Consider the following 21,051-nt stretch of genomic DNA (forward strand, 5'->3'; position numbering starts at 1 on the left):
CCCCGCCCCCAACTAACTACGTCCCTCAATAAAGCAAGAAGAATGTCCCGATATCAATTCCGTTCATCGGCGCATATCCATCATGTGTTTCACTTGGAACCAAGATATCCATAGTTCCATCACCGTTAATGTCACCTGAAGAGGTATTAGAGAAGAAATAACTCGGAGAATTCTCTGTTTCTTCCCGGCTGATGATAAATGGTTTGTATTTGCCTTCGGCATCAGCGACGACGACAGTATCCGGATAGTCTTCGGAATGAAGCCCCTTGCTGGAACCAAAGAAGGTAATTCCACGCCCCAGGTTTGTAATGCCATTAACCTGATCATCGTAGCCGTAGCTTCCAAGAATAATATCATCGAACCCATCACCGTTGAAATCACCGGACTTCATACGACCTGACATCACCTCAGAGCCAAGGAAGTCAGAGGCTCTTGAATCCCAGGCGTAGAACATCTGTGGCGCAGGTTTTGGCGTCCCCACCGAGCGCATACACTGGATCCCCGCAGCTCCGCCAGGCAGACTTGGATCTGTGTACTCCATCTGCTTGTTCAAGTGACTGCCGAGATAGTCCCACATCACATCTCTGTTGTCTGAGCCGCACAGAGGACCATAATAGACATAGACGACCCCCGCATTTGCCAATCCAGCTTTGGGGGTTTCCCGTGGCGCAGTGACAACCAAGTCTTCGTATCCGTCGTTGTTCAAATCCCCCGCGGAGGCAACACGATAGCCGAAGTAACGTCCGTCCCTGTTATTTACACCCAGTGCACCATTTAGAATTGGTGGCATAAGTGCCGTCACTTTTCCGCTTGCACCTGAAGAATCCAACGTCGGATCCACACTCTGGAACAAAGTATCATCCGTGCAGGAGCCTCCGGAATAATCCGCGTTGTAGTAGTCCTCTCTAGGTCCTGCCTGCAGACCATTCGCACTGCCCTTGTACAGGAACACACGACCATAGTTGCTTCGCGGGCTGGCATCATAATAACAAGCCAGATCTTCCCAGCCTGGAGCAGAAACAACCAGATCGTCTTTGCCGTCTTTATCAATGTCCAAGACCGCAAGGCTCATTCCGAACATGTGTCTCATGCGTTGGTATCCATAGTCGACGTTGCGAACCATGGGACTGTACAAGAACTGCATTTTACAGGCACCGTTGTTACATGGCTTCCCGGCCAGGGCCGCGGATTCAGTGCCGTACGTGTCCACCATGTAAGTTGCATTGCTGGATGCCAGAGCCGTTGTAACCGTAGGTTCATCCCCCGGGCCAAAGCCTTTTAACTTAGGAGTTTGCACCCCTACGGATGAGCCGTAGTAGATCCACACGCGACCCATTTCAATGGCCGGATCCCCATTGGTACATCCAGAGTCGGGCTCCGGCTCGCACTGCCAACCACTATTTGCGGCAACAGCCCCACCACTTGGAGGAGTCGTATCAATCACAGTTCCGGTTTTGTTCATGCGGAAGAATGAAGAACCCAGGGGATTGCTCAACACGATGTCAGAATATCCATCACCATTGAAGTCCCCGTGATGAATCATTTGTCTGCTCCACGGACGAGCTTCATCCAAAATGTTGTTAAAAGAGTCGGTCCCCGTTGGCATGACATTCCATAATTTGGAGATGATCTGAGGATCACCCGCGGCTGGAATCCATTTTGGATTGGTCACAGCCTGCAAACCACCACGGGATCCATAATACATCAGGATCTGACCACCGCTATTGTAATCAATAAAGGCCACATCAGCAAAACCATCACCATTTACATCCCCGGCAGCAAAGGATCGAATCGCCCATCCGGCGCTAAAGCCTGTCGGTCGTGTGATCAACTGAGGAAGAGCGATATCATCCAATGTCACCCCTTGAGCGGGGTTTACCGAAGGATAACAATAAGTCTCATTCTGATTTTGAGCTTTGAAGATACGACTCAGATTCTCACGGCAGAATGAAGTCGTAACCAGACCCACCTTAGAGCCGAAGAACACAACCGCATCAGTTGTCGACACAGTAGAATCAGGAGAAGGTCGGGAGATCTGCCCAACGGCATCATCATATCCATCCCGATTGATATCCCCCACTAAGCGGATTGTTTCAAAATTCAAACTTTGCGGACTGGCGGCAGAGTCCACCAGTCGCTCTTCTGGAACGGAGTTGACGGAAGCCAAAGGCTGACCCTTGGAGTAGTATCCATAGGCGGCACCACCACCATTTTTCTGGGACTTGTCCAAATAGGCACCAACAAAGACGTCATTCAGCGGCAGCAGGCCATTGAAGTCACCGTCAAAGTTTCCGGCTGTGACAGCGCGACCAAAATAGTCATTGGCCTTCCCCTGATAGTTGTAGATATGCAGGAAGTTCGATGTCAGACCTGCATTCTGCAAACTTGTAAACACATAGGTTGCACCAGAATTTGTGGCTTTCGTGCTGTCGCCGGTGGCACCGACGACCACATCCTTCAAGCCATCCCCGGTCACATCGGCCACGGCCATGGCCTCAGGATAATAACCCAAGCGGAAGCCCGATCCAATGGAGTTGGAGCGAATCAGCGTCGGCGCACACATTTCACGGCTGGCAAGGTTGTCCACCGCAAATGAGGTACACTGAGGAGGACCATCCACCCAATGACGGCTGTAGGCTGTCGTTGAGGCTGCTGTATCAATCACACGGAAGGCTTCAATTTCATAGAGCTTGCCTGGATTTCCATAGAAGACCCACAGAGCACCGGAGGAAATTTTACTGCCATTATCGAACAAACTGCTGGCGACGACTGCTTCTGCCCAACCATCCCCATTCGAATCCGAAGGGTTTGTGATGGCGGTGTTGGTGCTGTCATAACGAGAAGAATCGCCCACCAAAGCCACAGACGTTCCAAAACCTTTGCTTGGCATTTTGGTCGTGTTTCCGGGTTGATCTTCCTTATAGAAACTTCGTGGGAACAGGACTCTAAAACCGGTGTTCTTCGTCAGACACGAGAAGTGCGATTTAGCATCCATTTTTCGATTACCACACTGCCAGAAAGTACCCCGGAAAGTTGAGTCCGTTGGTGCCGACGCCGAAGGTGCAGAGCGACCAAAGTACAAATAGGCGGCCCCTGGGGCTGAACCGATTCCATAAAGCGCCTGAGTCACAGGCAAGCCATAGATGGTTGTATTCGACGGATAGTTAAATGAACCCACCGTGATCCCAGCCCCACCCTCCGCAGGTGTCACTGCGGCACAGGTGTCCGGAGTCGTACAGTTTACAGTAGTTGCCTTGACTTTATTAGAACCCGGTTGAGGATAACGATCGCCAGGAGCGCCGACAATCATATCGGCTCCACCGACCAACTTCCCATCCACGTTGCGAATACGGAAGCCCCCATCCACGTCGGCTCCCCCGTGCACTGAATGACCGAAGCGAGCACCAGCATGAGGTACTGGAGCATAAATCTTCAAGAAACGGAATTTCAGATCCGTTCCTGTCGGAGCGGAGGTCGCTAGCGGAGTTTCATATCCAATACCGGACTTGGAGCCGAAATACAGCGCCACATAGCCTGTATCACGTTCGTACTTGGAATCTCCCGGCAGATTCGGAGCTGGAATACCATCCCAGTCGCCCGATGGCGCACCCACGGCAATATCATCGTAACCATCTCCGTTGAAGTCCCCAATAAACGAAACAGAATAGCCAAACTCGACGCTACCTGATTCATAAGTCTTCAGATTCTGGTCCCACTTATCTGTAGGCCACAATGCCGTATTGGGCCACAGCATCACCGCAGAACATGTCGCCCCGTCGACAAGACCGTTACAGGTTTCGAAGTTCTGCTGCATGTCCTTGACTTTCGTAGGAGCTTTCAACCCCTGCCGACTGCCAAAAAATACAAACGCGGCCCCATTGTATTCACCAGTCTCAGGGGTATCCATCCCCGGAGCACCCACCAGCAAATCCTGACATGCTAGACCGGTATGACTGTCGCCGTTCAAATTTCCGCTTCCAGACAGGGACTTTCCAAACTTAGCCTGATGACTGAGATCCTCGAAAGTAATGAGCTGAGGATCGACCCCAGGAACCAGCGGATTTCTTTCCGGCGCAGGGGACGTTTTCAATCTGTATGTCGAAGAACCTACCGGTTTGTAAGTGTAATAAACATACACGGCACCAGCGCCCGAATTTTTAACACCCAATGAAGCAATGGCCATATTTGGCAAGCCCACCGCCAAGTCCGGATATCCGTCGCAGTTGAAGTCGCCGGAAGTCACAGCTTCACCCATAAAGGAGATTCCGGCATCTGCGGCCAGCATCGGAGGCATCTCTTTCACATTTGGAATACCCTTGATATAGGTGCTTAAGTTATCAAAGATCAGGGTCTCATTTTTACTGCCATCATTGTAATTCACACGAATCGAAAGATCATCGACCTTGCCGATATTCCAACTGGCTGAAGGAGAGAATACGATCGTCCCCGCCCCAACCAGAGGATCTGAAACCGCTTCAGAACCACGATAAACGCGGCTGACATAGTTCTCATTTCTGTATTCGGAATTCACAACCGGGTTCACCTTCGCAAAAGGCAAAGAACCGATTGAAATCGGACTCAACTCGTAAGCCGGTGTCGGGAACGATGAGTTTGTAGAGGCCGTCACTACCTTCGTAGGACGACCAAAGGTGTTATCAAGATACTTTACCTGCACAACGAAGTGATAACGAGTTGAGCCCGGCAAACCACGGAAAATATATCGCGGCTCTATGGACGTCTTATTAACACTTGTCCAGTTTGTCGTGTTTTCTGCCGTGGGGTCTTCGTATTCTTTATAGAAAATCTGATACTCGGAAACCTTGTTGGGGTATTCCCAAGTCAGAATAAGGTTTCCATCGGCATCCTTGGTGACGGCCCCCGCCCCTTCAAAAGGCTTAAAGGTCGTCACAGTTATTTCCTTGTTTCCTCCCACACTGTTGGTGCCGTCTGTCGCCACAACTTTAAAGGTGTAGGTGGAATTCGGATTCAGATTACGTATGGTCACTTCATTGAATGACGTGGTCTCCAACGGGTCCTGACTCAGATTGTAGTAAACCTTATACTCGCGATAGCGCTCATGCAGATCCCAATAAACTCTGACGGCCGTGGGCGAAAGCACTTCAACGCCGGACGCCCCGGTAAAATCACGCAGCAGGCTTCCTGTCTCTAACTTCTCGGTACAAGAAGCCAGCATCATCATACTGGCCGCTAAAATACCATACAAAATCCTTTTAATAGAGAACATAGACGACTCCTGTCGAGAACGCTTTACCTGAAGGGTGATTTCTTCCCGGAGTTCCCAAGACTACGTCTGGAATTCCATCGCCGTTGATATCACCACTTGGAGTGCTGGATATATAAGAATACTCATAAGCAGATCGCTCTGGCAGATAGAGCAATAAAGGCTCACATGCCGGGACAGCCCCCCCGTTATAACAACGTGGAGTCGTCGTCGGCACTGCCGGGATTGTCGGATCCGTGGGTTGTTCTTTCGCCGCGATCAGCTTCAGGCCCAGGTTGCTGCCGAAGTAGACGACATAAGCACCAGAATCCTCTTGAGTGTCTTCAAGATCGAAGTCTTTACCTGGCATATTCACCAGCAGATCTGCAAATCCGTCGTTATTGATGTCGCCAATGCCACCAAGCCCCACACCAAAATTATCACCGAGGACGAAAATACCACCATTGATCACGTCAATACGCTGGGGCTTCGGCAAAGACTCACTGGCGTGAAGCATATTCACAGCAATCGGGTTCTGGCCTGCCACAAAGAAATCTGTCACCGCCAAACTGCTTGGGCCAAAGAACGCATAGGACGTTCCACCAACCACACCACCATAGAACACATAGACTTTACCCACCGCTGGTGCCGAAACCGCCATGTCGACGATTCCATCTCCGTTGATGTCACCCGTTGCCGCCAGATCATAACCGAATCTTTCAGCGCCCGCCGCTGGATCAATTTTCTGGAAGCTTGTGTACCCTAGACCTCGGGCGCCACCCTTGTACAAATACACCCGCCCCTTGAAGGCACTATAAGAAGGATCGGCCACTACAAGTTCTGAAGTCTCTTCACCGGCTATGACATCCAGGGATTTCAAACCCACCAAACGCCAGCCATAATTTACGCCCGTGTCCGGAGACGCCAGCGCCTGAACTTTACAAGACTTGGGCAATGTTTCCGTACACGGATTTTCGACGGCCACGTCAGCAGCAGAGCCATCTGCCTGCTGCAACAACACCTTTCCTGTCGAACGATTGGTCTGCGGCCCTGCGGATGAACCATAGAACACATAGACCCGGCCTTTGTTTGTTGGGCTCATGTTCAAAGCCCCCGGAACCACGTCAATAGAAGGGGTTTCGGCAGAATTCGTTCCAAGAGCAAAATCACTGTAACCATCGCCATTGAAGTCACCGTAGGCCACGGCTCTGTTCATAGGGTCAAATGTGCTATAAGCCAGCGTGTTTGGCACAGTCCCATGCATCTTCGTGCTGCCATGGAATGTCACAACCGGAAGTCCATCGCTGTCACCAATCGCAAATCTCAGAGGGTTTTGACCAACCGGAGCCACGGAGGGCGCACTTGCGAAGACCACACCACTGGAAGAACCGTAGAATATATAAGTCCCATTATTGCCGATAACCAAAATATCGTCATAGGCATCGCCGTTGACACTGCCCACTCGATGGAACTCGGTACCAAACCCAGGATCCGTATCAACAACAAGCTTTAACGGCGCCAAAGGCGACGCTGGGTTGCGAGACGGCTCTGGTGTCGTCACAAGTCCTGTGGAGCTTCCATAAAACACCACAAGCTCAACCGTGCTTGCGACAGAAATGTGAGTGATAACGTCGGAGTATCCGTCACCGTTCAGATCCCCAACGACCTTGGCCCGCTCATAGTGATAATTCAGTTCTTTGCTGAAATTAACTTTAATCGACTGATCCGGCTTAGTCACAGCGGCCGCGAAGGTTCCGGTCGAATTGAAGATGTAAGAGGCACCATTCTGATAAGCCGGCAACGCAAGATTCGGCGCACCGATAATCAGATCTCCCGTTTTATCTCCGTTGAAGTCAGCCCCGGCCAAGCCTCCACCACCCAGAGTCGTCCCGGGTGTCATGTCGGTCGCGTAGATAATCGAGGCACCAAACGGATTCACACCACCACTATACCAGGTACAACCCACGGTGCAGCCTGGAGAGTCGTCAGGTGAGTACTTCGGCACGTCCACACGAATTCCGTTGTCATAGCCAAAGGTGGAAACGTCTGGTTTATACAAATAAACGACACCATGACTACCAATATTTTTCTTTCCGTCACTACTTGTAACCGTACGATAAGGGGCGCCGATGGCCAACGATGGCATCGCCCGCGTCAGGTTTTCAATATCCTCTACGCTACCCAGAGAACGTCCAAATTGAACTCCGGCTTCTGCGGGACTGGTGTGGATCGCTTGATTTTCACAATGCTCAAGACTTCCAGTCACTACATTTCGGTTTCGTTTGTCGCAGGCAATTGAATTCGCCGCCATCACCGTCTGCTGAGGCTCTAAAATTCCAACAATGCCGCCGGTGGCAAAATCAGAGGATCTTGGAGTCATGTAATAACCGAAGACCACCCCGGCTTCCGCAGCACCTGAAACCGTCGACATGGGAGCTCCTACAAACAGAGCACCGCTGATATTAGGAGTTAAACCTCCAGAAACTTCGAACAGCGGATACCCACCCTGATTGGGGACACCCAACAATGAGAATCCGTAGCCCTTGATATCAATATGTGAAATTGGATACGTCGGACTTCCCAACGTGTTATCCGGATAGGATTCTTTACATTCCCACGACGTGATTTGCTGACGGTCGGTACCGACAGTCGGCTGCACGCCTTTACAAGCAATGATAGAGCCGCGTCCTGAGGCCCGCCCAGGGACACCAATCACAAGGTCATCACATTTATCAAAATCAAAACCCAGTGCTTTCGGCGCAGGTGCTGATCGATAAATGTAACCGCCACCATTTTCGCAGCGGCGTGAATTATAGGCAGACGCGACGGCATCACCAAAACTTTCGGCCGAGCTTTTGCCCACAAAACTTCCATCCGTCAGTTCCGAGACAAGCATTGTTTCTGCGTCGATCAACGCATGAGATTTCGTGGAAGACGTCGGAAGAAGACCAGATCGGTCCCCGCGCAAAACCTGCACCTGACGCTTACCATTGGTCAGTTCAAGTCCCACCGCCAAGTCGTCGAATCCATCGTTGTTATAATCACCAAACGTAATCGCACGAACATATTGAGTAGCCGCACTTTTATATTTGGTAGGACGACACTTGAAGGATGCCGGGTCACAAGTAGCCTCGTTCAAACCGTAAGCACTGCCACCCGAACCACTGACCAGTCCGCGGACCGGGTCTCCATAGACTACAAAAACAGATCCATCATTTGTCTGGATGGCCAGGTCATCACAGGTATAGATCTTTTTGGTCTTCTCAGGATTCAGTGGTGGCGTGATCGGCGTGTAAAGATCATCACACAGACCCACCCGATTTATCTTGGGATCCGTATCGGTCGTGCCCTCTGGTGGAGTATAACGACTGAAGCAGTCGCCATTCACGTTACCCGCCGCAACCCGCATCCCCAAGCGGGCATTGGAAGTCATATCAGTGTAATAAATCAACTGAGGGTCCGGGGCTGAAGCATCCGCCGCAGGCGCCAAGTCTGTCTTTAAACGAGGCTTGGGACGAACGATCTGACCGTTTCCATCAATCTCATCGGGTGGCTGATAACCGTAGAACACAGAGACGGCTCCCGTCGCATCATAGTGACGGGCACTCAAAAATGGTGTCGCTTGTGGCGCTGTGATTGCAACATCCTTATAACCATCGCAGTTGAAGTCCCCAACGACGATCCCATTCCCAAGCTGCTGCATGCCCAGACCATCTCCGACCAAACGAGGCACCAGAGGAACCTTTGCGCCGGCACCTTCCAGAGCACGCACTTTTGGTTTCTTCGTAAGAACCTGATCATTAGGTCCCTTGGTCAAAACATCAACGATAGTGACTTTCCCGTCGACTGAACTCACCTTCGCATAGATATCCTTCACACCTGGTGAAATTGGAATGATGGAACGGAAGTATCCAATCCCGTTGACCGTGGCCAGACGAATGTCGGTAAAACGTTCAAAGATCTCTGTCTTATAAGTTGTGTCCCCGCCCTCAGTCCAGAACCACGGGAAGCTGCCGATGAAGGCTGAGTTTATGTACACCTTAGGAAGATTTGCCAACTGAGACTGAACCAAGGCACACGGAGCCTTGGAGTTCAAATATGTCTCACTCATATTTGAGGGCTCGAAGGTTCCATCTTCATAGAACGCCATGACCCAAAAACAATACTTGGAACCACTTGGAAGAGTGCTAATGAGCATCGTGCTTTTGTTGATCGCAGTAGCCACTGGCTGAGTCAGATCCCAGGAGTCACTTTCACGCTTGGCAAAAATCTTATACGTAACCCCTTCACCGTTCTTAACCCAGCTGACTTCCACAGAACCGTTGGCCTGACTGGTAACGCCAGAGGACGGAATGCCGTTGAAGTTCGACATTGTCTTCACCGTCATGTACTGATCAAAACCAAATTCTTCGTCTGACATCGCGTCCACACCCGCGACGGAATACTCGTAGTAAGTGTCTGCAGACAAGCTATCAATCTTTGTTGTGGCAAACGTTTCGCGTTTGATCGGAGAGTTAAACCCTTTGCGATAAATCTTGTATTCTTTAAATCGCGCCTGAAGAGGCCACGAAAGCTTCACAGCCGTTGGCGAAATAGCCACGGCCGAGTCCAATCCATTGAACTTCGAAGGCAAGTTGGTGCCCTGCAATCCTGCTTGGCTACAGGAAATCAAAACACCACAGGCAACGTACAAGAGTAGTGACAAAAAACATTTCATATAGCTTAAGGCTATCTTCAGTTACGCAGAATTGAAATGGTGTTTAAAACGTCACAGATCATTGTACAGTCTAGGAAAAATCGACACTTTCCCAGCCTTTATGCCTGAAGGATTCATACTGAGACTCTTAAATGAAGTAGAGGCAATGCAATCCTATTATAAGGTCTAGATCAGAACGATCCTCTTATTCCAAAGAAGGAACAGTTTGTAAAAGTGTGGAAAAATCCTGAGAGCAGGACATCCTATTTTGATCCAGAATATAAATTCTGTGATCCCACAAATCATCCAGAAGGCGTGAGCGATGAACACAAAAATAAATGGTAGTTTGATTGAAATTTCCCTCGAAGGACCGATCAGCGAGAAAACATCATTGTTCGACATAAATTTGCAAACATACAAAGAGATCAAACTCAATCTCTCCAAGGTCACATTCATCAATTCCATCGGCGTGAAAAATTGGATTCTTTGGACTCTTCGAGTTCCAAAAAATGCAAAACTTTATCTCGAGGAATGTCCTTTTGTGATTGTAAATCAAGTCAACATCGTCCACGGCTTTGTTCCGCAAGGTGCCGCGATCACTTCTTTCTTGGCGCCTTATTTGTGCGACAGCTGTTCGCACGAGCAGACAGTAAAACTGTCGCAGAATGTTCACTACATCTATGCCAGTGATCAATCACAAGCTTCATTAAAACTTCCAGAAAATTTGAAGTGCGCGAAATGTGGCGGAACAATGGAACCTGATTTCATCGTGGAGAAGACATTCAGCTTCCTCAAGAAATCGTGACAATCCTTCACAAGGACTTGTACATCGACACATAAATCGTTATAGTAATCCATGAAAAAAAATTGGTTTACAACTTTGATTGTGGCCGTGACCCTCGCCGGAGGAGTGACTTACTACTTCGGTGTTCTGGGTCCGAACACCAGCGTGGATGAAACTTCTTTTGGCAAACCTCTTGCCGTCATCCGAAACCTCAACAGAGAAGTCCGACACAAATACCCCGGAGACTTCTTCTGGCGTACAAGCAACGAGGGACAAAAACTTTTCAACGGCTCAGAGATTTTTGTCGGCAGCCAGTCCTCCACAGTTCTCTTTTTCTCCGGCAGCCGACGCGCACGTCTTTCAGAGAATACGCTCCTGAGAATCTCTGAAGATAACACCGACAAAAACAATCTGATCCTGACTCTTAACGATGGCTCTTTCAATATACGCAGCTTCCCCACAGACCAGAGCAGTGTCGTACTCAGAGTTGATGAAGGCGGCCTTAAGATCCGCCCGGGCTATAAGTACGATCTCTATGTAAAGAAAAAAGAAAAAGCGCTGGGACTTTCACTGGCCTCGGGCCACCTGCAAATGGATGGCGTCGCTGAAAAAACAGAACTGCAACAAGGTGAAAGCGTCATCGTCCGCAACCGCAACACCCTCTCCCAGCTCGGCTCTGACGGACCCAACAAAGTTGAACTCTACATTGATCAATCCATTGATCCCTCCATCCGCCTGATCAATCCTCAAGAAAAACAGATCGTTTACAAAAGCGATAGAGCTCAAACCTTCCGCTGGGAAAGTCACTCCACTTCAGATCGACAGGTTCTGGAATACTCCTCTCACCCCGACTTTTTTGACAACCTGACTAAAATCGACGTCACAAATCAGAAACTGTATCCGATTCCTTCCCAGAAAATGCAGGGGGATATTTTCTGGCGCATTGTCACTTACAAAGAAGGAGTTCCGCAGTTTTCAAGCCCCTCTTACTTCAAAGTCGCCAACTTACAACCCATACACCTCAAGGAACTTAAAGTCAGTTTCCTGGAGCGTGGAAAGTGGCAGCTTGAAGCCACCGTTGACAGCACAGATACAAATGCACGCTACGAATTCCAAGTCAGCAAAAGTGACACCTTCACCGAACCTTACGATGCTTTTGTCGGCCCGGCTCCGTTTCGTTCTCTCCTTGATCAAAGCGGTCAGTTCTTTGTGCGCGTTCGACGACTTTACAACAACGATCTGCTTTCTGACTGGTCCGAACTCAAAACCCTTCAGGTTCGTCCGCCGATCTCAGCTCCGACACTAAGCCTCGCCTCCAACAAAGAACAAACCCAAGGTGCGGTGACTGCTGAGGTCACCTGGAGTGCAGATGCCTATTCTGAAAACTTCCTGCTACGCACATCTCCAGATGCGGATTTCAAATCCTCCAAAATCATCCGCCTTCCCAAAGACAAACTCGAATACCGTATCACCGAAAATCTGAACAAGAATCTGTACGTCGCAGTTCAGGCGGAATCCGTCGAGGGTGAAGTTTCTCCGCTTTCAAATGTTGTCATCTTAAAACCTTCTGCCGCTGCCTTAAAGTCCCTGGCGACAAACGCTTCAGACGCCCAGAAAGCACAGGCAGTGTTGAAACTTCTCACACCTCCTAACAATGCTGTTGCCTATGTCGGAAAACCCGTGCGCTTTGAATGGACAGGAACTGCAGCGGCGCTAGAAATATCGCCTGTTGCCGGATTCTCACAGAATGTGGAGAAGTTCAAAACGGTGGGTTTGAGCAGCTTTGAAATTACCAGGAAAAATGCCGGTCCTTTATACTGGCGCTTGATCAAAACCAACGGACAAAGATCAGATTTCCGCCATCTGTCTGTTGTGCCCATGACTGACATCAATCTGGAAGAAGCCTCCTTGCGCTTCATTGAACGCGGCCGCTGGGAAGTGTTTGCCAAGGTTCGCAATGCCAGGGCAGCAGAAACTTTCCAACTGGAGCTCAGTCGCAGCGAAGACTTCAAGACCCTTGTGGCTGCTTACAAAGGGACACTGAACAAGGGAATTCCTGTCTCTGAACCTGGACGATACTATTTACGCGCGCAGAAACTTCTGGCAGACAAACCTGCCTCGGGCTGGTCTAACACCGCAACGGCTGACGTCCGCCCTCCCCTGCAAGCCCCTGAGCTTTTAAAAGAGAAAGAAGAGCTTGTAAACCCGACACTTGTGCGCGTGACCGTTCAATGGAAGCCCGTACCCCACGCCAAAGACTATCTGATAGAGATGTCGGACACGCCAGGCTTTGGCTCTAAGAAGCTGAAGATCGCAGTGAACGATGAGCAATATGATATTGAACACTCCACCCGAGATCCCAGTTTTGTCCGAGTCATAGCCCGTTCCGCAGAAGGTGAAATTTCTCCGGCATCAGAGGTCTTTAAAGTCAAAGGCGTTCTGCCAGGCCCTTCCGTGGATCGCTATGAAATCGCCTTTGGCAATATCGAAGACAAAAAGGATTCAGACAAGCTGCACATCCTGTGGAATCATCGTAAAAATGCAAAGAAGTACTTTCTGGAGGTCGGGCGCCGCGAAGATCTTAAGGACGCCAAGAGACTGGAAACCAAAAATATCGAGTTCTTCATGCCGGTCACCCAAGAAGGCTGGTACTACTTCCGGCTGATTCCAAGCTCGGAAAGCACGGAATTCTTCGACACTCCTTCGCAGGTCTATGCTGTGGAATATCGCAAGCAAGAAGATTTGCAGCCGGCGGCCCTGGAAGCCCCAAATAAAGGAAAACGTTTCAAGCGCGGCGATGCCATTCGCTTTGCCTGGGGACAAATTCTTGGCGCTGCCTGGTATGAGCTTGAACTATCACAGAACACCGACTTCACTGGCAGCACTGTTTATAAAGTGGAGGCTCGTGATTATTATCTTAAACAAGGCCTTGATAATGGACGCTGGTATTTCCGCATAAGAGGTCGCAGCAGTTCTCAAAGTTCGCCCTGGTCAGAATCGAGCTTCATTGAGATCAATTAAAAAGAACTCCTTCGGGAGCTCTTTTTTTACAAAAAATATTATACCACCAGTTCGATAATAGCCCGGAATCCATAACTTCCAGCCATGGCGCCCAGGATGTTTCGCAAAGAAGTGATGTTCTTGCCCTGGGCCCCAATCAGTTTACCTCGGTGTTCCTGGGGCACCGAGATTCGATAGATCGTCGTGCGGTCTCCGGTTGTGAAACTAACCTCCACCCCAGAAGCACCGGCCGTCATTTCCTGCACCACCTCACGCAAAACTCTTCCCATCCGAGTACGAACTTCATCCAACTGATTTTCCGCCGTAACCACAAAAACATCTCCTCCGTCACTGAGAGCTTCATGCTCAATGAAAACTCAAGGAAGCGCAATGGGCCGCCGTACAGACACGACTTCAAAGTGTTCACACATCCCGACGACAGAAACACGTTAAAGAATCTTTAACAACTTTTATAAATTTCTTCGGTTTTTTGACAAAAAAAAGCCCTCCGAAGAGGGCTGTTCGAACTAATATGATTTTGCAAACAGAACCCACTTTGTGGCGGGCTTGCCGGAGAAGATGCAGTTCCCCTCGATCGGCTCCTGTTCCAGAGGCATACAGCGTGGAGTCACTTTCAGCTGCGCCAACAACTCGTGGCCCATACCAGCCTCACACCAAGGAACCTTGGCAAAGCCCGGCGCTGTTGTTTCTCCACCAGAGAAGTACTTCTCGAAATCCTGTAGATTTGTGATTTTTTTGATGCTCTCATCACGCATTTTCTTAGCGCGTTCAAACATACCATCCTGGATCTCCTGTAAAAGGGCTCCAATATTTTGCACAAAAGCGTCTCTGGACTGGGATGCCTTTTCTTTCGGCCCACGATCACGACGACCTACGAAGACTTCACCCTTGGCCATATCGCGAGGACCGACTTCCACACGTACAGGAACACCCTGCTTGATGTACTGCCATGCTTTTTCACCGCCGCGCATATCGCGATCATCAATTTTCACACGAACAGATGAGCCCACATAGTTCTGCGCTTTCAGGTCCTTTTCCAAAGCTTTTACGTAATCCAGAACCTGCGCACGCTCTTCATCATTGCGATAGATCGGAATGATCACAACATGCAACGGCGCCAGTCTTGGCGGTGCCACAAAACCATTGTCATCACTGTGGGTCATGATCAGACCACCGATCAAACGAGTGGAAACACCCCAAGAGGTTGTCCATGCGAATTCCTCTTTGCCTTCAGCACTCAGGTACTTGATCTCGGAAGCTTTGGCAAAATTTTGACCCAGGAAGTGAGAAGTTCCCGCCTGCAACGCCTTTTTATCCTGCATCAGTGCTTCGATCGTGTAGGTATCCACGGCACCCGGGAATCTTTCATCCGGCGTCTTCATACCCTTGATTACCGGCATCGCCATGTAATTTTCAGCGAAGTCCGCATAAACATCCAGCATCTGCAAAGTTTCTTCCTGAGCTTCCTTGGCCGTTGCATGGACGGTATGTCCTTCCTGCCACAGGAACTCAGCGGTTCTAAGGAACATGCGTGTGCGCATTTCCCATCTCATCACGTTACACCACTGATTCACCAGAATCGGAAGGTCACGGTAAGATTTCACCCATTTTGCAAATTGATGGCCGATGATTGTTTCACTGGTCGGACGAATGATCAGTGGCTCCTCCAGCTCGCCATCCGGAATCAGCTTGCCGTTGCCATCACCTTTCAAACGATGGTGAGTCACCACCGCACACTCTTTGGCAAAGCCTTCGACGTGAGCCGCTTCCTTTTCCAGGAAGCTCAGTGGAATCAACAACGGGAAATAAGCGTTCACGTGGCCTGTGTCTTTGAACTTGCGATCCAAAACCGCCTGCATGTTTTCCCAGACAGCGTAGCCCCAGGGCTTGATCACCATACAACCGCGCACCGGAGAATTTTCGGCCATATCCGCGGCGATGATCACCTGCTGATACCACTCTGGATAGTTTTGGGAACGTGTCGGGGTAATTGCTGTATCTGCCATTGTCGTCTCTTTCTTAGTTTTCTTTTGAGTCAATTCCGTATGCTTTGATCTTTCTGTGAAGATAACTTCTTTCCAGACCGATCACTTCCGCCGTGCGAGAGATATTGCCGTTGTTTTCGCTGATCTTGCGCAACAGGTAGTCTTTTTCAAACTGCGCACGCGCTTCCCTGAAGGTGGAAAGATCCTGCATCTCAACGGCTTTTTCATCATCCTTATCGATCAAACCGGCAAAGCGCAGGTCATGCACATCGACAAAATCACCCGGAGTCAAAATGTAAACACGTTCGATGAAGTTCTTCAACTCACGAACATTTCCTGGCCATTGGTAAGCCAGCATCTTTTCAATCCCTTTTTCCGAAAATACTTTTTTCGGATAACCGCTTTCACGCGAAACATTGTCCGAGAAATAAGACACCAGAACCGGGATGTCCTCGGGGTGCTCTTTCAAAGCGGGAACGCGGAAAGGAATGACATTCAAACGATAGTACAGGTCTTCTCTGAAACGACCTTCCTTAACCTCCTTTTCCAGATCTTTGGAGGACGCAGCGATCACACGCACATCATTTTCAATCAGTTCCACACCGCCGACGCGGCTGTATTTACGGCTGTCCAGGTATTGCAGAAGCTTACTTTGGGCCGCCGGATTCAATTCGCCAATTTCAGCGATATACAAAGTTCCGCCCAAGGCCAAATCGAGCTTTCCTTTTTTTGGACGATCCACACCAGGCATGGCACCCTTTTCAATTCCGAAGATTTCAGCCTCCTGAAGATCTTCAGGGATCCCGCCGCAGTTGATTTCAACAAACGGACGGCTGGCACGGGAGCTCATGTAGTGAATATTCTGTGCCACCAGCTCTTTGCCTGTGCCGGCTTCGCCCTGAATCAAAACCCAGGAGTTCGTCGGTGCCACGCGCGCAATAATCTGCTTGGTGGCCACGATGGAAGGAGCCTCACCGATCAAAGCAATCGACTTGCGAAGTTTATTCAACAACAAAGCCTTTTCTTCTTTTTGCTGTTGGTAGCTCAGGATATTTGAGATCACAATCAGGATCTTATCCATGGAGAGCGGCTTTTCGATAAAGTCCCAAGCTCCGAGCTTCGTCGCCTTCACGGCTGTTTCAATAGTCCCGTGACCGGAAATCATCACGAATTCCACATGTGGGAATTCCTTGCGGGCCAGATTCAAAACTTCGATCCCGTCATACTTGCCCGGCATCCAGATATCCAAAAACACAATATCCGGCTGCACATCACGAATCGCCTGAATTCCAGACTCTCCGTCATGGGCTAAAGAAACCTGATAGCCCTCGTCACGCAAAGATGCCGAAAGCACATCCCGGATCGGAGCCTCATCATCAATGATCAAAATCTTAGTACTCAGTGCCGTCATAACGACCTCTTTCTCAAATTCTTCCCAGCCCTTTGGACCGGTTCACGCGTCGGAGGGTTTCCAGGCGCCTATCTCATTTACGGGCATCTCAATGACCATCTTGATCCCCTTAGGTTCATTGGCCGTAGCCCGAATGAAGCCGTTGTGGTCCTCGATGATCCTTTTCACAATCGCCAATCCTAGCCCAGTTCCGCCCTCTTTTGTAGAGTAGTATGGCTCAAAAATGCGACTTCGATCCGCCGCAGGGATGCCCTCCCCGTTGTCGGCCACAGTCATACGGACGGTTTTGATGTCCTTGTCATAGCGGGTGACGACTTTCACGCTCGGCTGTGGCTCTTTTGCAACAGCCGAAACCGAGTTATCAACCAAATTGACCAAAACCCGCTTGATCTGATCCGGGTCAAACTTGAAGTCCGGCAGATCCCCATCCTTGGTGAACTCAAAGTCGATCTGAGGGTGCGCCTGCCGGTAAAGCCCCAAGGACTCTTCCACCACGCTGTTTAAGTTAGCCACCACAGGTCGGGCTTGCGGCAATCGGGCAAAGTTGCTGAACTCGTTCACCAGGTTCTTCAACCCATCAACCTGCTTCACAATCATGGTCGTGCATTCACTGAAGGCGGGGTCCGTGATCGTCGCGCCGAACTTACGCTGTAAGCGCTCTGCCGAAAGCTTGATCGGAGTCAGAGGGTTTTTAATTTCGTGCGCGATACGGCGGGCCACCTCCGTCCAAGCTGCGGCCCTTTGTGCGTTCACAATGGGAGTCATGTCGTCAAAGACCAGAATCTTACCGATGTCCTCGCCTTTTTCATCCTTCAGCATGGACAGCGTCACTTGCAATGGCACCGCCTCACCCTGGACATTCAGGCGCAGTTCTTTCTGCAAGCTTTCGATTTTGTGATCGTGCATCGTCTTTTGCAGCTCCGCGAAAGTTCGGAAGTATTCCAAAGTCAGAAGATCCCGCACCGAATGCCCGATGTATTTTTCCGGGTCCACGCGCAAAAGCTGAGCCGCATGACGGTTGATCGTGGTGACAACGCCAGCCTTATCCACCGAAATAACCCCGGCGCTGACGTTCTTTAAAACCGTGTCTGTATAGCGCGCATGCTGATCCAGTTCTTCGAGTGTGCTTTCCAAAGTCACCGTCATCTGGTTGAAGCTTGTAATCAGGTCATTGATTTCCTCAGAACCGGATTTTACTTCCAGCGGAGTGTAATCCCCCCCGGCCACACGACGGGTCGCTCGCCCCAACTGAACGATCGGCACCGACAACTGCTTGGCCAGATAGAACCCAAACCAGGTCGCCGCCAACAGAATCACGAAGGTCATCAAGACCAGGATATACAGATAGATCGACTTTAGCGGGTATTCCAACGGATTGATGTCGCGGAACTCATCATAGGCCGTCGAAATATCGTTCATTTTTGAAATCAAAGACAGCGGCAGGAAGCTTGAAACCACCACAGCGCCTTTTTCCGCGCCCTCTTGCACAGGCACGATCACCCGCACCAGATTTCCATCCCCGAACTGATGAATGATACTGGCTTCGGCCTGAAGCTTGATCCCCTTTTGCAGGAACTCAAGCGACACGGCAGGCACGGTAGGAACGTTGTCATCCTCTGCCGACACCACCACGCGTTTACCGAAAAGTGAAGGATAGTATTCCACCGCATCCAAACTGAAATCCTTGCGCAGTTGTTCGACCTTTTTTTGGATTTCTTTCTGGCTTTTCAGCGGACGGATCGCATCTGAAATCTGATGGGCGAAGTGATAGTTCTTTTTCTTCGCGTTGAAGTAATAGGCGTTGGTGACTTCGATGGAACTTTTCAGGACACCCGCCATTTTGGCGCTGAACCACTTGTCGAAGCTGGAATTGATATAGAATACCGAGATGATGAACATCAGCACGGTCGGAATAAAGCTGAATGCCACGAACGCGGCAATCAGTTTAGCCTTCAGACTGCTGCCGAAAACTTTCCCCTGCCTTTCCACGAAAACCTTCACGACATTGCGGAAGATCATGAAGAGCAGAAGCAGCAACAAGATGATGTTGAAGTTCACCAGACCGAAAAAGAAGATGCTGTGAACAAAGGGAAGCTGCTGACTGGTGGCGAACAGGCGGATCTCAAACCACGTCAGAAGACCAAATAAAAACGACACCACAAGAACCAAAATGATCTCACGGCGTCGCTTTTTGAACTCCTGCGGACCAGGAGGAAGAAACTCATCCTTAAGGGGCGTATTTTCCATAGGCCCCATGCTAGATTACTTTCTTACTTTTTTCTTCTTTTTTTGTGTTTTTGCCGCAGCTTTTGCAGTCTTCTTGGCGGCCTTTGCTGGGGCTTTCTTGGCCAGCATCACGGCCGTTTTCATGGCCGCAGGGATTTCCTGGGTCAGACCGATCATTTCCATCACCACCTGAGCCGCCTCTTCCCCTTTATTGCCATGATCACCACCGGCGCGGGCAAAGGCTTGTTCTTCATTTTCAGTCGTCAGAACGCCGAAACCAATTGGTTTCTTGTAATCAAGCATAAGACGAGTCACGCCGTCAGTCACCGAGTTGCAGACATAGTCATAGTGGGAAGTGTCGCCACGGATCACCACACCCAAGGCCACAACACCATCACAACCGGCCTCCAGGAAAGCCTGGCAAGCCAGCGGGATTTCAACCGCGCCCGGAACCAAGGCCGCAAAGATCTCGACGTCCTCACAGGACTCCAGATAGCTGATTGCGCCTTCTTCAAGTCTGGAAGTGATTTCCTGATTCCAACGAGCTGTAACAACACCAACTTTGATTTTTCCCATTATTTTGATCCCTTCAGATTTTCCATTGCGACAATTTCAACGATTTCAATATCAAACGCTTTCAAACCGACCTTCTTTTCAGGCTTGTTGGTCAGCAGGCGGATCTTATTGGCGCCGATTTCACGCAGGATCTGCGCCCCGATGCCATAGTCACGCTCATCCATCAGCGGAGTGGAAGGACGAACATCCTCCATTCCGATCAAGACATTCAGCTCTTGCACCAGACCTGCCGTGCGGTTGTTTCCACGCAGCAAAACAAAGGCGCCGGATTCTTCCTCCTGCAGCGCTTTCACACTTTCCAGAACAGACGAAGCCCCGCGCTGAATAACAGCCATAAAGTCGCGTGTGAAGTTATCGACGTGCACACGCACCAGCGTCGGCTGGTCTTTTTTGATTTCACCTTTTTGAATCACCAGATGTTCAAGGCCATCGACCGTGCTGCGGAAAACACGCGCTTGCATGTTTTCACCAAAGGACGCCGGCAAGGGAATGCTGGCCAGCTCTTCCACCAAAGTCTCATTCGCCAGGCGATACGCGATCAAGTCCACGATAGTGCCAATTTTGATATTGTGCTTTTTAGCGAACTCACGCAAGTCACCCACGCGCGCCATCGTGCCGTCGTCATTCATCACTTCACAGATCACCGCTGCTGGATTCAATCCCGCCAGACGAGCCAGGTCCACACTGGCTTCGGTGTGACCTGCACGCTTAAGCACCCCACCTTGCTGGGCACGGATCGGGAAGATATGGCCTGGCATGTGAATGTCTGTGGGTTTGGCGTGAGGGTTCGCCGCCACTCGGCAGGTCAATGCGCGGTCCGCGGCGGAGATCCCCGTGGAAATCCCCTCGGAGGCTTCGATACTGACCATGAAGGCGGTTTTATTCGGAGCAAAGTTCAAATCATCGCGAACCATCAGTGGCAACTGCAAGCGCTCGACCTGCTGGGCCGTCAGACAAAGACAAACCAAACCGCGGGCTTCTTTCACCATGAAGTTGATATTTTGAGGAGTGGCAAATTCAGCCGCCAAAATCAGATCGCCTTCATTTTCACGATCTTCATCATCCACCAGGATGACCATTTTTCCGTTACGGACGTCTTCGATAATTTCAGGGATGGTATTAAATTCCATG

Annotated in this window: 10 protein-coding genes; 2 read left to right on the forward strand and 8 right to left on the reverse strand. The window is 50.1% G+C overall.

Annotated features, from left to right (window positions below):
• Nucleotides 1-25: 25 nt before the first annotated feature.
• Nucleotides 26-5,245, reverse strand: a complete 5,220-nt coding sequence (locus ACZ5ZZ_RS13525; RefSeq protein ID WP_464139858.1) for a hypothetical protein — start codon at nucleotides 5,243-5,245, stop codon at nucleotides 26-28.
• The gene (locus ACZ5ZZ_RS13530) at nucleotides 5,232-9,938 is read right to left on the reverse strand and encodes a hypothetical protein (protein ID WP_464139860.1); all 4,707 of its coding nucleotides are present in this window, start codon (nucleotides 9,936-9,938) and stop codon (nucleotides 5,232-5,234) included. The genes ACZ5ZZ_RS13525 and ACZ5ZZ_RS13530 overlap by 14 nt, the downstream gene beginning before the upstream one ends.
• Before the next feature lie 301 nt (nucleotides 9,939-10,239).
• Between ACZ5ZZ_RS13530 and ACZ5ZZ_RS13535 the strand changes: the two genes are divergently transcribed.
• Complete coding sequence (locus ACZ5ZZ_RS13535; protein ID WP_464139862.1) at nucleotides 10,240-10,722, forward strand: hypothetical protein; 483 nt, start codon at nucleotides 10,240-10,242, stop codon at nucleotides 10,720-10,722.
• 51 nt (nucleotides 10,723-10,773) lie between these two features.
• Nucleotides 10,774-13,722 (forward strand): hypothetical protein, encoded by a 2,949-nt coding sequence (locus ACZ5ZZ_RS13540; RefSeq protein WP_464139864.1) that lies wholly within the window; start codon nucleotides 10,774-10,776, stop codon nucleotides 13,720-13,722.
• A gap of 38 nt (nucleotides 13,723-13,760) precedes the next feature.
• On the opposite strand, the gene ACZ5ZZ_RS13545 is transcribed toward ACZ5ZZ_RS13540, so the two are convergent.
• The 6 genes from ACZ5ZZ_RS13545 to ribB form a co-directional block, all read right to left on the reverse strand.
• Nucleotides 13,761-14,033: a KH domain-containing protein gene (locus ACZ5ZZ_RS13545; protein ID WP_464131742.1), complete on the reverse strand. Its 273-nt coding sequence runs from the start codon at nucleotides 14,031-14,033 to the stop codon at nucleotides 13,761-13,763.
• Between the two features lie 195 nt (nucleotides 14,034-14,228).
• Nucleotides 14,229-15,728: a proline--tRNA ligase gene (proS, locus tag ACZ5ZZ_RS13550; protein WP_464118212.1), complete on the reverse strand. Its 1,500-nt coding sequence runs from the start codon at nucleotides 15,726-15,728 to the stop codon at nucleotides 14,229-14,231.
• A gap of 13 nt (nucleotides 15,729-15,741) precedes the next feature.
• The gene (locus ACZ5ZZ_RS13555; protein ID WP_464118213.1) at nucleotides 15,742-17,118 is read right to left on the reverse strand and encodes a sigma-54-dependent transcriptional regulator; all 1,377 of its coding nucleotides are present in this window, start codon (nucleotides 17,116-17,118) and stop codon (nucleotides 15,742-15,744) included.
• 42 nt (nucleotides 17,119-17,160) lie between these two features.
• A complete protein-coding gene (locus ACZ5ZZ_RS13560) occupies nucleotides 17,161-19,365 on the reverse strand; it encodes a sensor histidine kinase (RefSeq protein WP_464139866.1) in 2,205 nt (734 codons plus the stop codon).
• Between the two features lie 15 nt (nucleotides 19,366-19,380).
• A complete protein-coding gene (ribH, locus tag ACZ5ZZ_RS13565) occupies nucleotides 19,381-19,920 on the reverse strand; it encodes a 6,7-dimethyl-8-ribityllumazine synthase (RefSeq protein ID WP_464139868.1) in 540 nt (179 codons plus the stop codon).
• Nucleotides 19,920-21,050 (reverse strand): 3,4-dihydroxy-2-butanone-4-phosphate synthase, encoded by a 1,131-nt coding sequence (gene ribB, locus ACZ5ZZ_RS13570; protein ID WP_464131748.1) that lies wholly within the window; start codon nucleotides 21,048-21,050, stop codon nucleotides 19,920-19,922. Before ribB ends, ribH begins: the two co-directional genes overlap by 1 nt.
• Nucleotide 21,051: the final 1 nt, after the last annotated feature.

Source organism: Bdellovibrio sp. HM001, assembly GCF_055397275.1.

Coding starts and splice junctions, on each gene's coding strand:
- ACZ5ZZ_RS13525 (WP_464139858.1), bottom strand. CDS start 5,245: ATGTTCTCTATTAAAAGGATTTTGTATGGTATTTTAGCGGCCAGTATG.
- ACZ5ZZ_RS13530 (WP_464139860.1), bottom strand. CDS start 9,938: ATGAAATGTTTTTTGTCACTACTCTTGTACGTTGCCTGTGGTGTTTTG.
- ACZ5ZZ_RS13535 (WP_464139862.1), top strand. CDS start 10,240: ATGAACACAAAAATAAATGGTAGTTTGATTGAAATTTCCCTCGAAGGA.
- ACZ5ZZ_RS13540 (WP_464139864.1), top strand. CDS start 10,774: ATGAAAAAAAATTGGTTTACAACTTTGATTGTGGCCGTGACCCTCGCC.
- proS (WP_464118212.1), bottom strand. CDS start 15,728: ATGGCAGATACAGCAATTACCCCGACACGTTCCCAAAACTATCCAGAG.
- ACZ5ZZ_RS13555 (WP_464118213.1), bottom strand. CDS start 17,118: ATGACGGCACTGAGTACTAAGATTTTGATCATTGATGATGAGGCTCCG.
- ACZ5ZZ_RS13560 (WP_464139866.1), bottom strand. CDS start 19,365: ATGGAAAATACGCCCCTTAAGGATGAGTTTCTTCCTCCTGGTCCGCAG.
- ribH (WP_464139868.1), bottom strand. CDS start 19,920: ATGGGAAAAATCAAAGTTGGTGTTGTTACAGCTCGTTGGAATCAGGAA.
- ribB (WP_464131748.1), bottom strand. CDS start 21,050: ATGGAATTTAATACCATCCCTGAAATTATCGAAGACGTCCGTAACGGA.